This is a genomic window from Streptomyces sp. NPDC054834 (assembly GCF_053611185.1).
In genome coordinates this window covers 64,781-77,476 of record NZ_JBSGZV010000034.1, presented here as the reverse complement: position 1 = coordinate 77,476, position 12,696 = coordinate 64,781, and the positions used below count along the sequence as shown (strand labels likewise).

Annotated in this window: 12 protein-coding genes; all 12 read right to left on the bottom strand. The window is 71.0% G+C overall.

The genetic code is table 11. From position 1 onward, the window contains the following. Positions 1-24: 24 nt before the first annotated feature. The 12 genes from ACWGJM_RS34250 to ACWGJM_RS34195 all read right to left on the bottom strand — a co-directional run bounded on the left by ACWGJM_RS34250 (position 25) and on the right by ACWGJM_RS34195 (position 12,623). Positions 25-1,137 carry an aliphatic sulfonate ABC transporter substrate-binding protein gene (locus tag ACWGJM_RS34250; protein WP_453415651.1) on the bottom strand — a complete coding sequence of 371 codons (1,113 nt, stop codon included), beginning with the start codon at positions 1,135-1,137 and terminating at the stop codon, positions 25-27. A 231-nt stretch (positions 1,138-1,368) separates the two neighbouring features. Then, entirely contained in the window at positions 1,369-2,703 is a 1,335-nt protein-coding gene (locus ACWGJM_RS34245) for a sulfate adenylyltransferase subunit 1 (protein ID WP_453415650.1), read from the bottom strand. Between the two features lie 2 nt (positions 2,704-2,705). Beyond that, positions 2,706-3,650 (bottom strand): sulfate adenylyltransferase subunit CysD, encoded by a 945-nt coding sequence (gene cysD, locus ACWGJM_RS34240; protein WP_453415649.1) that lies wholly within the window; start codon positions 3,648-3,650, stop codon positions 2,706-2,708. After that, positions 3,647-4,183 carry an adenylyl-sulfate kinase gene (cysC, locus tag ACWGJM_RS34235; RefSeq protein ID WP_453415648.1) on the bottom strand — a complete coding sequence of 179 codons (537 nt, stop codon included), beginning with the start codon at positions 4,181-4,183 and terminating at the stop codon, positions 3,647-3,649. The genes cysD and cysC overlap by 4 nt, the downstream gene beginning before the upstream one ends. A gap of 83 nt (positions 4,184-4,266) precedes the next feature. Next, the gene (locus tag ACWGJM_RS34230; protein ID WP_453415647.1) at positions 4,267-4,977 is read right to left on the bottom strand and encodes a phosphoadenylyl-sulfate reductase; all 711 of its coding nucleotides are present in this window, start codon (positions 4,975-4,977) and stop codon (positions 4,267-4,269) included. Further along, positions 4,974-5,156 carry a hypothetical protein gene (locus ACWGJM_RS34225; RefSeq protein ID WP_453415646.1) on the bottom strand — a complete coding sequence of 61 codons (183 nt, stop codon included), beginning with the start codon at positions 5,154-5,156 and terminating at the stop codon, positions 4,974-4,976. Before ACWGJM_RS34225 ends, ACWGJM_RS34230 begins: the two co-directional genes overlap by 4 nt. Continuing rightward, positions 5,153-6,853 (bottom strand): nitrite/sulfite reductase, encoded by a 1,701-nt coding sequence (locus ACWGJM_RS34220; protein WP_453415645.1) that lies wholly within the window; start codon positions 6,851-6,853, stop codon positions 5,153-5,155. Before ACWGJM_RS34220 ends, ACWGJM_RS34225 begins: the two co-directional genes overlap by 4 nt. Before the next feature lie 127 nt (positions 6,854-6,980). Beyond that, the gene (locus ACWGJM_RS34215; RefSeq protein ID WP_309486338.1) at positions 6,981-7,064 is read right to left on the bottom strand and encodes a putative leader peptide; all 84 of its coding nucleotides are present in this window, start codon (positions 7,062-7,064) and stop codon (positions 6,981-6,983) included. Between the two features lie 185 nt (positions 7,065-7,249). Next, positions 7,250-7,813, bottom strand: coding sequence for a GNAT family N-acetyltransferase (locus tag ACWGJM_RS34210; RefSeq protein ID WP_453415644.1), 564 nt, complete (start codon positions 7,811-7,813; stop codon positions 7,250-7,252). 17 nt (positions 7,814-7,830) lie between these two features. Further along, complete coding sequence (locus tag ACWGJM_RS34205) at positions 7,831-9,171, bottom strand: hypothetical protein (RefSeq protein WP_453415643.1); 1,341 nt, start codon at positions 9,169-9,171, stop codon at positions 7,831-7,833. A gap of 185 nt (positions 9,172-9,356) precedes the next feature. Further along, on the bottom strand, positions 9,357-10,628 hold the full coding sequence (locus ACWGJM_RS34200) for a GAF domain-containing protein (protein ID WP_453415678.1): 1,272 nt from the start codon (positions 10,626-10,628) through the stop codon (positions 9,357-9,359). Between the two features lie 357 nt (positions 10,629-10,985). Further along, positions 10,986-12,623: an acyl-CoA dehydrogenase family protein gene (locus ACWGJM_RS34195; RefSeq protein WP_453415642.1), complete on the bottom strand. Its 1,638-nt coding sequence runs from the start codon at positions 12,621-12,623 to the stop codon at positions 10,986-10,988. Positions 12,624-12,696: the final 73 nt, after the last annotated feature.

Here is a 12,696-nt window from a genome sequence, read left to right as displayed (position 1 = left end):
CCTCCTGGGAACTCGGGTCGGGAATCAGCTGGCGCCGAGACCGGCGTCGTCCACCGTGCTCTCGCCCTCGGCCTTGAGGACCTTGTTGAGGAGCGTGAGGTCGTAGATCCCCTTCAGGCTCGGCTTCTCCAGCAGGCCGGCCTTGACCGCGTGATCCGCCTCGGTGTTGAGGGTGGAGGCCAGCGGGTCGTTGGTGAACTGGATCGACTTCCACGCCGGGTCGATGACGTCCGCAGGCAGCGCCTTGCCGGAGTCCGCCTCCAGCCGCTTGTTCGCCGTGGCCTTGGCCTGGTCGGGGTTGGCGTTGATCCACTTGTTGGCCTCGACGGAGGCCTTCAGCACGGCCTCGACAGCCTTCGGGTGCGCCTTGAGGAAGTCCTGCCGCACGATGATGTTCGTGATCACGAACTTCTTGTCCGGCCACAGCGTCGACTCGTCCAGCAGCACCTTGCCGCCCTCGGCGACCAGCTTGGACGCGGTCGGCTCCGGCACCCAGGCACCGTCGATGGCGCCGGACTTGTAGGCGTCCGGGGTGATCTTGTTGTCGGTGCGGACCACCGACACATCGCCCTTGCCGGTGTTCGCGTCGACCTTCCAGCCCTGGTCGGCGACCCAGTTGAGGAACGCCACGTCCTGCGTGTTGCCGAGCTGCGGGGTGGCGATCTTCTTGCCCTTGACGTCCTTCAGGGACTTGATCTTCTTCGGGTTGACGACGAGCTTCACGCCGCCGGAGGCCGAGCCGCCGATGATCTTCAGACCCTTGCCGTCGGACTTGACGTAACCGTTGATCGCCGGGGACGGGCCGATCCAACCGATGTCGATGGAGCCCGAGTTGAGCGCCTCGATCTCCGAGGGGCCGGCGTTGAAGATCTGGTAGTCCGCCTTGGTGGCGCCCAGTTCCTTCTGGAACAGGCCCTGCTGACGGGCGACGAGCGCGGTGCCGTGGGTCAGGTTGCCGAAGTAGCCGATCTTGACGGAGCCAAGGCCGTCGATCTTGGACGATCCGGCGGCGACCTTCTCCTTGGCGTTGTCGGTCGTGGACTTGGACCCGTAGCCGCAAGCGGCGAGCGTGAGCAGGGGGAGCGCTGCTACCACGGCTACGCCGCGGCGAAGGAACGTTGAGCGGTTGACAGGCACGGGAGGTGTTCCTCTCGTTGGCCCGGCGGTCACGGTCTTTCAGGTCGTGGCCGGGAGGTCGGCAGGTCTTCGTCGCTTCCGGGACGTCGGGTGGGGGGACGGGGCGCGCAGGCAGTGCGCGTACGTCAGCACGCACATCGCGCGACTCCGCCCTGCCCGCTCCCGAGGTCACCGCTGCCGACGCGGCCGCCCTCCTTCGCGAACGTGGAGAAGTAGTCGGTGGAGTTCATGTCAGAAGTCCCACCCGTCGTCCTCGGACTCGTCCTTGACCGGCTCGGGGGACGCGAACGACTCACCCACCATGCCCGCGGTGAGCGTGGTGCCGTCGCTGGGGTCGATCAGGATGAAGGAGCCGGTGCGCCGCGAGTCGGAGTAGGAGTCGACCGGCAGCGGGTCGGCGGTGCGGATCTTCACCCGGCCGATGTCGTTGGCGACGAGCTGCCCCGGGTGCGGGTGCAGCGAGAGGTCGGCGAGCGTGAGCCGGGACGGGATGTCCCTGACGATCGCCTTGACCGTGCGGGTGCCGTGCTTGAGCAGCACCCGGTGGCCGACGGTCAGCGGGGCGTCGGCGACGTGGCAGACCGTGGCCTCGATGTCCTGGGTGGTCGCCGGGGCGTCCTTGGTCGGCACGATCAGGTCGCCGCGCGAGATGTCGATGTCGTCCTCCAGGAGGATCGTCACCGACTGGGTGGTCCAGGCGACGTCGACCGGCTCGCCCAGCAGGTCGATGCCGGAGATCTTCGACGTACGGCCGGACGGCAGGACGGTGACCGCCTCGCCGACGTGGAACGAACCGGCGGCGATCTGACCCGCGTAGCCCCGGTAGTCCGGGTGCTCGGCCGTCTGCGGCCGGATCACGTACTGCACGGGCAGACGCGCGTGGCAGTGGCTCAGGTCGTGGCTGACCGGGACCGTCTCCAGGTGCTCCAGGACGGTCGGGCCGCCGTACCAGTCCATGTTCGCGGACGGCTCCACCACGTTGTCGCCGGCGAGCGCCGAGATCGGGATCGCGGTGACCTCCGGGACGCCCAGTTCGAGCGCGTACGCCGTGAACTCCTCGGCGATGGCGGCGAAGACGGACTCCTTGTGGGCGACCAGGTCCATCTTGTTGACGGCGAGGACGACGTGCGGGACGCGCAGCAGCGCGGCGATCGCGGCGTGGCGGCGGGTCTGCTCGACGACGCCGTTGCGGGCGTCGACCAGGATGATCGTCAGTTCGGCGGTGGAGGCGCCCGTCACCATGTTCCGGGTGTACTGCACGTGGCCGGGGGTGTCGGCGAGGATGAACCGCCGCTTGGGCGTGGCGAAGTAGCGGTAGGCCACGTCGATGGTGATGCCCTGCTCGCGCTCGGCCCGCAGACCGTCCGTCAGCAGCGCGAGGTCCGGGGCCTCCTGGCCGCGGCTGCGGGAGGCGTGCTCGACGGCCTCCAACTGGTCGGTGAGGACCGACTTGGAGTCGTGCAGCAGGCGGCCGACGAGGGTGGACTTGCCGTCGTCGACGGAGCCCGCGGTGGCGAACCGCAGCAGGGTGGTGGCCGAGAGTGCCTCGGTCGTCGTCGTGCTCATGCTTAGAAGTACCCCTCGCGCTTGCGGTCTTCCATCGCGGCCTCGGAGAGCTTGTCGTCGGCGCGGGTGGCGCCGCGCTCGGTCAGCCGGGACGCGGCGATCTCGGCGATGACGGCGTCCAGCGTCGTGGCGTCGGAGTCGACGGCACCCGTGCAGGACATGTCGCCGACGGTGCGGTAGCGGACCAGCCGCTTCTCGACGGTCTCGCCGTCCTTGGGCCCACCCCACTCACCGCCGGTCAGCCACATGCCGCTGCGCTGGAAGACCTCCCGCTCGTGCGCGAAATAGATCTCGGGCAGCTCGATGCCCTCGCGGGCGATGTACTGCCAGACGTCGAGTTCGGTCCAGTTGCTGAGCGGGAAGACGCGGACGTGTTCGCCGGGTGCGTGGCGGCCGTTGTACAGGTTCCACAGCTCGGGCCGTTGCCGGCGCGGGTCCCACTGGGAGAACTCGTCGCGCAGCGAGAACACCCGTTCCTTCGCGCGGGCCTTCTCCTCGTCGCGGCGCCCGCCGCCGAAGACGGCGTCGAACCGCTCGCTCTGGATCTTCTCCGTGAGCGGCACCGTCTGGAGGGGGTTGCGGGTGCCGTCGGGGCGTTCCTTGAGCACACCGCGGTCGATGTAGTCCTGTACGGAGGCGACATGGAGGCGCAGTCCGTGCCGTTCGACCGTCCGGTCCCGGTACTCCAGCACCTCGGGGAAGTTGTGCCCGGTGTCCACGTGCAGCAGGGAGAACGGCACGCGGGCCGGGGCGAACGCCTTCAGCGCCAGGTGCAGCATGAGGATGGAGTCCTTGCCGCCGGAGAAGAGGATCACCGGCTTCTCGAACTCGCCCGCCACCTCGCGGAAGATGTGCACCGCCTCGGACTCCAGCGCGTCCAGGTGGCTGAGGGCGTACGGGCTGTCCGTGCCCTCGCCGCCCTCCTTGGCCCTGGTGACGGTCGTCATGCCAGTCCCCTTTCGCTGAGCAGGGCGTACACGGAGGCCGCGGACTCCGGCACGCTCTGGTGCTGCGACTCGATGCGCAGGTCGGGCGACTTGGGCTCCTCGTAGGGGTCGTCGACGCCCGTGAGTCCCGTCAGCTCGCCCGCGGCCTGCTTCGCGTACAGCCCCTTCACATCGCGTACCGAGCAGACCTCGACCGGGGTCGCCACGTGCACCTCCAGGTACGCCGTGCCGTTCTCCTGGTGGCGCTCCCGCACCGCGTCCCGGCTGTCCGCGTACGGCGCGATGACCGGTACCAGCGCCTTGACGCCGTTGCGGGCCAGCAGTTCGGCGACGAAGCCGATGCGCTGCACGTTGGTGTGCCGGTCCTCGCGGCTGAAGCCGAGGCCCGCCGAGATGAACTCGCGGATCTCGTCGCCGTCGAGCACCTCGACGAGGTGGCCCTCCTCGCGCAGCCGGCCCGCCAGCTCGTGGGCGATGGTGGTCTTGCCGGCACTCGGCAGGCCCGTGAGCCAGACGGTGGCTCCGGTCGTCACGTGGGTCTCCTTGTCCGTCGGAGAGGTCGTCGGGGAATTCGTCGCGGAATTCGTCGGGGGGTTCGCAGAAATCACAGTCATGGTCAGCCGTGCAGCCCGCACTCGGTCTTGGCGCGGCCCGCCCAGCGGCCCGCGCGTGCGTCCTCGCCCTCGAGCACCCGGCGGGTGCAGGGGGCGCAGCCGATGGAGGGGTAGCCGTCCATCAGCAGCGGGTTGGTCAGTACGCCGTGTTCGGCGACGTAGGCGTCCACGTCGTCCTGCGTCCAGCGGGCGATCGGGGAGACCTTCACCTTCTGGCGCTTGTCGTCCCAGCCGACGACCGGGGTGTTCGCCCGGGTCGGGGACTCGTCGCGGCGCAGGCCGGTCGCCCAGGCGCGGTAGCCCTCGAGGCCCTCCTCCAGGGGCTGGACCTTGCGGAGCTTGCAGCACAGGTCGGGGTCGCGGTCGTGCAGCCTGGGGCCGTACTCGGCGTCCTGTTCGGCGACCGTCTGCTTCGGGGTGAGGGTGATGACGTTGACGTCCATCACGGCCTCGACCGCGTCGCGGGTGCCGATGGTCTCCGGGAAGTGGTAGCCGGTGTCGAGGAACACGACGTCCACGCCCTTCTGGACGCGGGACGCCAGATGGGCGACCACCGCGTCCTCCATGGAGGACGTGACGCAGAAGTCCTTGCCGAAGGTGTCCACCGCCCACTGGAGGACCTCCAGCGCGGAGGCGTCCTCCAGGTCACGGCCCGCCTGCTCGGCGAGCGCCTTCAGTTCCTCGGCGGAACGTTCTTCCTGAGCCGTCGTCATGTCCGGTCATCCCCTCCGTTGTCGGCTCGCTGAAGACCCCGGGCGAGCAGCCCGAGGAACTTCAGCTGGAATGCTCGGTTGCACGCCGCGCATTCCCAGGCGCCGTGGCCCTGGTCGCTGGGACGCAGGTCCTCGTCGCCGCAGTAGGGGCAGTAGAAAGGGGCGGCCCGCTCGCTCATGAGAGGGCCTCCTCGTTGGCACGGGCCGCCCAGACGGCGAACCGCTCGCCGTCCTCACGCTCGGCCTGGAAGCGCTTGAGGACGCGCTCGATGTAGTCGGGGAGCTCCTCCGCGGTGACCTTCAGACCGCGCACCTTGCGGCCGAAGCCGGGCTCGAGGCCCAGCGCGCCGCCGAGGTGCACCTGGTAGCCCTCGACCTGGTTGCCGTCCTCGTCCAGGACCAACTGGCCCTTGAGACCGATGTCCGCCGTCTGGATACGGGCGCAGGCGTTGGGGCAGCCGTTGAGGTTGATCGTGATCGGCTCGTCGAAGTCCGGGATCCGGCGCTCGAGTTCGTCGATCAGCTGCGAGCCGCGCTGCTTGGTCTCCACGATGGCGAGCTTGCAGAACTCGATACCGGTGCAGGCCATGGTGCCGCGCCGGAACGGGGACGGCCTGGCGCTGAGGTCCAGTGCCTCCAGGCCCTCGACGAGCGAGTCGACCTGGTCCTCCTCGACATCGAGGACGATCATCTTCTGCTCGACGGTGGTGCGCACCCGGCCCGAGCCATGGGCCTCCGCGAGATCGGCGATCTTCGTGAGCGTGGCGCCGTCGACGCGTCCCACGCGCGGGGCGAAGCCGACGTAGAACCGGCCGTCCTTCTGCCGGTGCACGCCGATGTGGTCGCGCCACTGCTGGACGGGCTGCTCGGGAGCGGGCCCGTCGACCAGCTTGCGCCCGCCCAGGTACTCGTCCTCCAGCACCTGCCGGAACTTCTCCGGGCCCCAGTCGGCGACGAGGAACTTCAGGCGGGCCCGGTTGCGCAGCCGGCGGTAGCCGTAGTCACGGAAGATCGAGACGACGCCCTCGTAGACGTCCGGGACCTCGTCGATCGGCACCCAGGCGCCGAGCCGCACACCGAGCTTGGGGTTGGTGGACAGACCGCCGCCCACCCACACGTCGAAGCCGGGGCCGTGCTCGGGGTGGCGCACGCCGACGAAGGCGACGTCGTTGATCTCGTGCACCACATCCAGCAGCGGCGATCCGGAGATGGCCGTCTTGAACTTCCGCGGGAGGTTCGAATACGCCTTGTTGTTCAGGACCCGGCGCTTCATCTCCTCCAGCGCGGGGGTGCCATCGATGATCTCGTCCTCGGCGATGCCCGCCACCGGGGAGCCGATCATCACACGCGGAGTGTCGCCGCAGGCGGTGACCGTCGACAGGCCCACGCCCTCCAGGCGGTCCCAGATCGTGGGCACGTCCTCGATCCGGATCCAGTGGTACTGGACGTTCTGCCGGTCGGTGATGTCCGCGGTGCCGCGCGCGAACTCCTGCGAGATCTCGCCGATGACCCGCAGCTGCCGGGTGGTCAGCGCCCCGCCGTCGATGCGGACGCGCATCATGAAGTACTCGTCGTCCAGCTCCTCCGGCTCCAGGATCGCGGTCTTGCCGCCGTCGATCCCGGGCTTGCGCTGGGTGTACAGCCCCCACCAGCGCATACGCCCGCGCAGGTCGCTGGGGTCGATCGAGTCGAAGCCGCGCTTGGAGTAGATCGTCTCAATGCGTGTCCGCACATTGAGACCGTCGTCGTCCTTCTTGACCTGTTCGTTGCCGTTGAGCGGGGTGAAGTGACCCACGGCCCACTGACCCTCACCGCGGTGACGACTCACCTTGCGGCGGGGCGCGGAGGCGGCAGGGTTCTGCGGGGTGGCGGCCATGGTTGTTACGTCCTTCGGGACAGGCGGAAAGCGGCTCTGACCTGCGCGTATGGGCGCATACGGGCATACGTGCGCATCGTTGCGCAGGAGGAGAGGGAAGTCAGGACTGTCGGCGTCGCTGGAGCGGTCAGCTCGCCGGACAGATGGCGCTGGACATGCGGCCGAGGTCGACGTGCCGCCGACTCACCAAGGCAATTCCAGTTCCAGACATGACGGAAGCGTGTCATGCGGATCTCTGGCCAGTCCACCGTGATCCGCATGTTGGACACGCATGTCCCGAATGGTGGACGCTGTGATGTGTGTCATGTGTGGTGCGTCATGTGTGGTGCGTCAAGGGTGGTGCGTCATGGGCGGTGTGTCATGGGGGGCGCGTCATGGGCGGTACGACGCCGGCCGCTACGCCCCCGGCCAGGGCCCCGGCGCCGGCACCTCCCGCTCCTCCTCCACCTTGGTGTCGAAGAGCCGGAAGCCGCGCCGCAGATAGTTGTCCATGGCGAACTCGCCGTCCTTGCTGCACGTGTGCACCCACACCCGCTTCGTCGGCGCCCGCCCGGGCCACCGATCGGCGAGGTCCCACGCCCGGGCCGTGCCGTGGGCCAGCAGATGGCCACCGATGCGCCGGCCGCGGAAGGCGGGGATCAGCCCGAAGTACGCGATCTCCACGACCCCCTCGTCCTGCGGGTCCAGCTCCACGTACCCGGCCGGGGTGCCCCGGTCGTAGGCGACCCACGTCTCCACGCCCGGCCGGTCCAGGAACTCCCGCCACCGGTCGTAGCTCCAGGTCAGCCGGTCGGTCCAGCGGATGTCACCGCCGACCGAGGCGTACAGGAAACGGCTGAACTCGGGGGAGGGGACCTCGGAGCGGACGATCCGTACGCCGCCGTCGGGGGCGGCGGCCGGGAGGAGGTCGGCCGGGGACGTCTGCTCCAGGGACCAGGTGGTGACCATGACGCTGCTCATGGGGGTCAGAAAATCATCTATCCCAGGGACCTGTCGATCGAGGCCAGGGGCAGGGAGAACAGCATGCGGTCCGTGACCGACCACACCTCGCCCGTCGCCTGCGAGTAGGACAGGGACCCGGCGTCCTCCGCCCAGCAGTGGTGCGTGTCGTCCGAGCCGCAGTGTGCCGCCTTCGCGCCGTCGGTGTCCTGGCGCCAGAGCGTGCCGTGGCCGTCCAGATCCCCGGGCGGGTGCCCGATGTACCACGTGGACCGCTCCGAGCCGGCCTGACGGTACGACAGCACGCCGCGGATGCCGGCCGCCCCCGTCCGGTACGCCTCGACCGCGTCCACCCGGCCCAGCGGGTCCGCGGCGAGCAGGCCGCCGCGCGTCGGCTCCACGCTGAAGGCGTACCGCCACAGGCGGGCGTCCCGGTCGCCGCCGGCGGGGGTCCTTTCGCTGACGACCAGGCTGTCGGGTGCCGACCCCCGGTCCAGGGAGAGACTGCCAGGGCACGGGGTGCCGCTCTCCGCGGCGGAGCAGCGTCCGGCCGGGAAGCGGTAGGAGCCCACGGCCGGCATCACGAAGCCGTAGCCGTCCGCCGACCAGCCGCCGGGCACCCGGCCGACCGCCGGGCCGTCGACGGTGGTGCGCTGGATGCGGTTCACGTCGTAGACGTAGAGCGCCTCGGCCGCGCCCGTGCCGGCGGTGACGAGCAGCTTGTCCTGGTACCAGACCATGCCGGAGACGGGCGAGGTCAGGCCCCGGTAGTCGCGGCCCCCGTCGTCCGGGACGACCAGCAGCACCCAGCGGTAGACCGGGTGGCGGGGATCGTCGGCGTCGACGAAGGCGACCCGGGCCAGGCCCCGTTCGGCGGCCGGCCCGGTCGTCGTGCTGTGTGTCCAGCCCGCGAGTAGCACGCGGTGGGCGCCCCATATGCCGTCGTCGTCCGCGTCACCGGACGTGGTCACCGAGGCCGGCCGCCAGCCGGTGCCGGCGGTGTCGTCCGGGTCCCAGCAGTACGCCGCCGCGGCCGCCGGGGCGACGGGCAGCGACTCCCGCTCCTCGGAGGTGCAGTCGGCGGCCTCGCGCAGGGTGCGGTCGGCGCTCTCGAGGACCGTGCCGACGCCGACCGGGCGGCCCATGGCCGAGGCGAGCCGGTCGAGCGAGCGGGCCGGCGTCATGCGCTCCTGGAGCCGCAGTACGCCGGTCTCGGCGGAGGGGGCCAGCGGCTTCAGGGCGCCCGGGTCGTCGGCGACCGTGGCCTGCGAGGCGCTGATCAGAGTGGCTGCCGCGGTGAGCGCGAGGGCGGTCCCGGCCAGGACCGCGCGCAGCGCCGCGCCCCGTCTGCGCCGACGGTGTCTGCCGCGTTGCTTCATGTCTCCTCCCGAGGCGGGCCAACTGCTCCTGATGGTCCGTGCGTTGACCGAGGAGCAGGTGGGGAGGCCCGTAGCTGGATGCTACGGCAGTTGAGGGCGGTTCAGGTCGAAGACCTCGCAAATATGCGGAAGATGCACCCTCGGATGCGCTGAATATGCCAAATGAGGGTGCAGTTTGCCGCTTTTCAGGCCGTGGGTGACGATGTCCGTCCTGTGATCACGGCCGGCGCCGTCGAGTGGGGCAGTAACTCGTGCGGGTCCTCGGGCAGCAGCACCTCGACCTCCGCCTCATCGCAGAAGCGATACGGCCGGTGTTGCAGGAACACCCCGAGGTACCGCCGCACCCGCGACATCTCGGCCCGCACCGTCACCGTACGGGACGGGTCGCCGTACATGTCCGCGGCCAGCCCCGCGGCGCTGCGACCGGTGCGCCGCAGCGCCAGCAGATACAGCAACTCGGCGTGCCGGGGGCTCAGTTCCCGCGACCAGGAGCCCGCCTGCCCCGAGACCGTCACCGTCCAGCGGCGCGGCTGGGCGAGGTCCAGCACGATCCGGGCGGCGCCCGGCGGCGGCTCGTCGACGGCGCGCACCAGCCAGCCCCCGGCCAGCGGCTCCACCGAGCACAGGCCGAGCACGGGCAGCCACCGGCGGCCCGCCGACAGGGCCGTCGGCAGTCCCACGCGCGGGGTGTACGGCAGCCCCGTCACCGCGGCCGTCCAGCCGTCCCGGTCCACCACGACCGCCCGCCCGCCGACCCGGGCCAGCACCGGCGCCGCCTCGGCCCGCAGCCGCTCCAGCGAGGTCAGGTGCAACTCCTTCAGACGGGCCTCGGCGAGCTTGGCCACCGAGTCCACCCAGGCCAGCGTCGCGGGGTGCATCGTCTTCAGCGGGCCGCTGATGTCCACCACGCCGAGCAGCCGGCCGTCCCGGGGGTCGGTGACCGGGGCGCCGGTACAGGTCCAGGAGGTGTGCGAACGCACGAAGTGCTCGCCGGCGAAGACCTGGACAGGCCGGCGCACCACCGCCGAGGTGCCCACGCCGTTGGTGCCGACGACGTCCTCCCGCCAGTCGGCGCCCACCTCCAGGCCCAGGCCGTCGGCCTTGCGCAGCACGGCCGCACTGCCCTCGCGCCACAGCACCCGCCCGTCGGCGTCGGCGACCACCATGATGTGCCGGGCGACGTCCGCCACCGACAACAACCCCTGCCGCAGCACCGGCAGGACCTGCCGGAGCGGCGACTCCTCCCGTCTGCGCAGCACTTCCTCGGGGGACAGCAGCCCACCCTGGGAACCGCGGTCGGGATCGACACCGCCCCGCAGCATGCGCCCCCAGGACTGCTCGATCACCGGGCGGGGCGCGAGGGGCGTGCGCCGGCCCGCGAGCGCGGCCGCGCGCACCTCGCTGAGCACCCGCGCCGCCCGCGACACGTCCATGGCGGCGAGCCGCGCCACGTCCATCGGCGAGTCGGCCACGGAGTCCTCCCGGGGACGGGTACGGGGACAGATACGGGACCGCTGCGGAGTGCTGCGCGAGCAAGCGGTTGTCAAGCGGTCCGGACGGCGGTTTCCGGTCCGAGTGTGCGTCCCATGGTGCCCGTTGGGGCGCCTCGGGGACACACAGTCCGCGCACAGAGAACGACAAGTTGCAACCCCTTGCAACCCTGGTGAACGGACCGGCGGTGGCCGAAACTTGAGCAGCGTCGTCCAGGCGACGCCGTGGCCTGCAACGGGCCGTGGGCGGGGGTGGTGCCGTGTCGGCGCAGCACCACCCCCGCATCGGGGACCGCCGCGACCGCTCCCGGCCGCCGGCCGCCCTCAGGACACGGGGCGGGCCCGCTCCACCACGGAGGCCAGATTCAGCCCGTACGGCAGAGTGCCGAAGGCCGAGCCCCAGTCGCCGCCCAGCCGGGAGGCGCAGAACGCGTCGGCGACCTCCGGTGGCGCGAACCGCACCAGCAGCGACCCCTGGAGGACCAGCGCCAGCCGCTCCACGAGCCGCCGGGCGCGCCCTTCCACGCCCTCCAGCTCACCGAGTTCGGACAGCAGGTTCTTCACCGCCGCGTCCAGCCGGTGGTCGGCGCCGCGCGCCCGGCCGACCTCGATCAGATAGGCGTCGAGCGTGCCCTGCTCGCGTTGCAGCGCCCGCAGCACGTCCAGTGCCTGCACGTTGCCCGCACCCTCCCAGATGGAGTTGAGCGGCGACTCGCGCACCAGCCGCGGCATGCCCCACTCCTCGACGTAGCCGTTGCCGCCCAGGCACTCCGCGGCCTCCACCACCACCGGCGTACACCGCTTGGTCACCCAGTACTTGGCGGCGGGCACCGCCAGGCGCAGCAACGCCCGCTCCCGCTCGCTCCCGTCGTCGTAGGCGGCCGCGAGCCGCATCGCCAGGGCGGTGGCCGCCTCGGACTCCAGCGCGAGGTCCGCGAGGACGTTGCGCATCAGCGGCTTGTCGATCAGCTTGCCGCCGAAGGCCTCCCGGTGGGTGCAGTGGTGCACGGCCTGCGCCACCGCCTGCCGCATCAGCCCCGCCGAGCCCAGCACACAGTCCAGCCGGGTCGCGGCGACCATCTCGATGATGGTCCGCACCCCGCGCCCCTCCTCGCCGACCCGGCGCGCCCAGGTCCCGTCGAACTCGACCTCGCTGGAGGCGTTCGACCGGTTGCCCAGCTTGTCCTTGAGCCGCTGGATGAGGAAGACGTTGCGGGTGCCGTCCGGCAGGACCCGGGGCACCAGGAAGCAGGTCAGCCCGCCCGGGGCCTGCGCCAGCACCAGGAAACCGTCCGACATCGGCGCCGAGCAGAACCACTTGTGCCCGGTCAGCGTGTACGTCCCGGCCTCGGCCAGCGGCGTCGCCGTGGTGGTGTTCGCCCGTACGTCGCTGCCGCCCTGCTTCTCGGTCATGCCCATCCCGAAGACCGCCCCGGCCTTGAGGTGGGCGGGCCTGAGCTCACGGTCGTAGACCGTGGAGGTCAGCCGGGGCTCCCACTCGGCGGCGAGTTCCGGATCGGTGCGCAGCGCGGGCACCGCGGCGTGGGTCATGGACAGCGGGCAGCCGTTGCCGGCCTCGACCTGGGACCAGACCAGGAAGCCGGCCGCCCGCCGCACGTGCCCGGCCGGGCGGACCCAGGCGGTGGTCAGCCCCGCCGAGACGCCCTTGCCGAGCAGCCGGTGCCAGGCCGGGTGGAACTCGACCTCGTCGATGCGGTGGCCGTAGCGGTCGTGGGTGTGCAGTCTGGGCGGGTTCTCGTTGGCCAGCACCCCCCATTCCTGCACCTGCGCCGAGCCCGAGGTCTTGCCGAGCCCGGACAGCTCGTCGCGTACTTCGTCGATCAGATCGGGGTCGGTGTGCCGCTCGACCGCCTCGGAGAGGGCCCGGTCCGCGCTGTAGAGGTCGTACTCGACCAGCGGCGGTGGCTGGTTCGTCACGGTGTGCGTGCTGGTGCCTGCCATGTCAGCGAACCTACCCGGGACGGCGGCGGTGATGGCCCCAGAGTGACACAGGCCGGGCCGCCGGGCGCCTCCG

Bases quoted from the DNA above. Each gene is read 5' to 3' on its own strand.
- cysD (WP_453415649.1), bottom strand. From the start codon at position 3,650: ATGACGACCGTCACCAGGGCCAAGGAGGGCGGCGAGGGCACGGACAGC.
- ACWGJM_RS34245 (WP_453415650.1), bottom strand. From the start codon at position 2,703: ATGAGCACGACGACGACCGAGGCACTCTCGGCCACCACCCTGCTGCGG.
- ACWGJM_RS34210 (WP_453415644.1), bottom strand. From the start codon at position 7,813: ATGAGCAGCGTCATGGTCACCACCTGGTCCCTGGAGCAGACGTCCCCG.
- ACWGJM_RS34200 (WP_453415678.1), bottom strand. From the start codon at position 10,628: ATGGACGTGGCGCGGCTCGCCGCCATGGACGTGTCGCGGGCGGCGCGG.
- ACWGJM_RS34230 (WP_453415647.1), bottom strand. From the start codon at position 4,977: ATGACGACGGCTCAGGAAGAACGTTCCGCCGAGGAACTGAAGGCGCTC.
- ACWGJM_RS34225 (WP_453415646.1), bottom strand. From the start codon at position 5,156: ATGAGCGAGCGGGCCGCCCCTTTCTACTGCCCCTACTGCGGCGACGAG.
- ACWGJM_RS34220 (WP_453415645.1), bottom strand. From the start codon at position 6,853: ATGGCCGCCACCCCGCAGAACCCTGCCGCCTCCGCGCCCCGCCGCAAG.
- ACWGJM_RS34215 (WP_309486338.1), bottom strand. From the start codon at position 7,064: ATGTCTGGAACTGGAATTGCCTTGGTGAGTCGGCGGCACGTCGACCTC.
- ACWGJM_RS34205 (WP_453415643.1), bottom strand. From the start codon at position 9,171: ATGAAGCAACGCGGCAGACACCGTCGGCGCAGACGGGGCGCGGCGCTG.
- ACWGJM_RS34195 (WP_453415642.1), bottom strand. From the start codon at position 12,623: ATGGCAGGCACCAGCACGCACACCGTGACGAACCAGCCACCGCCGCTG.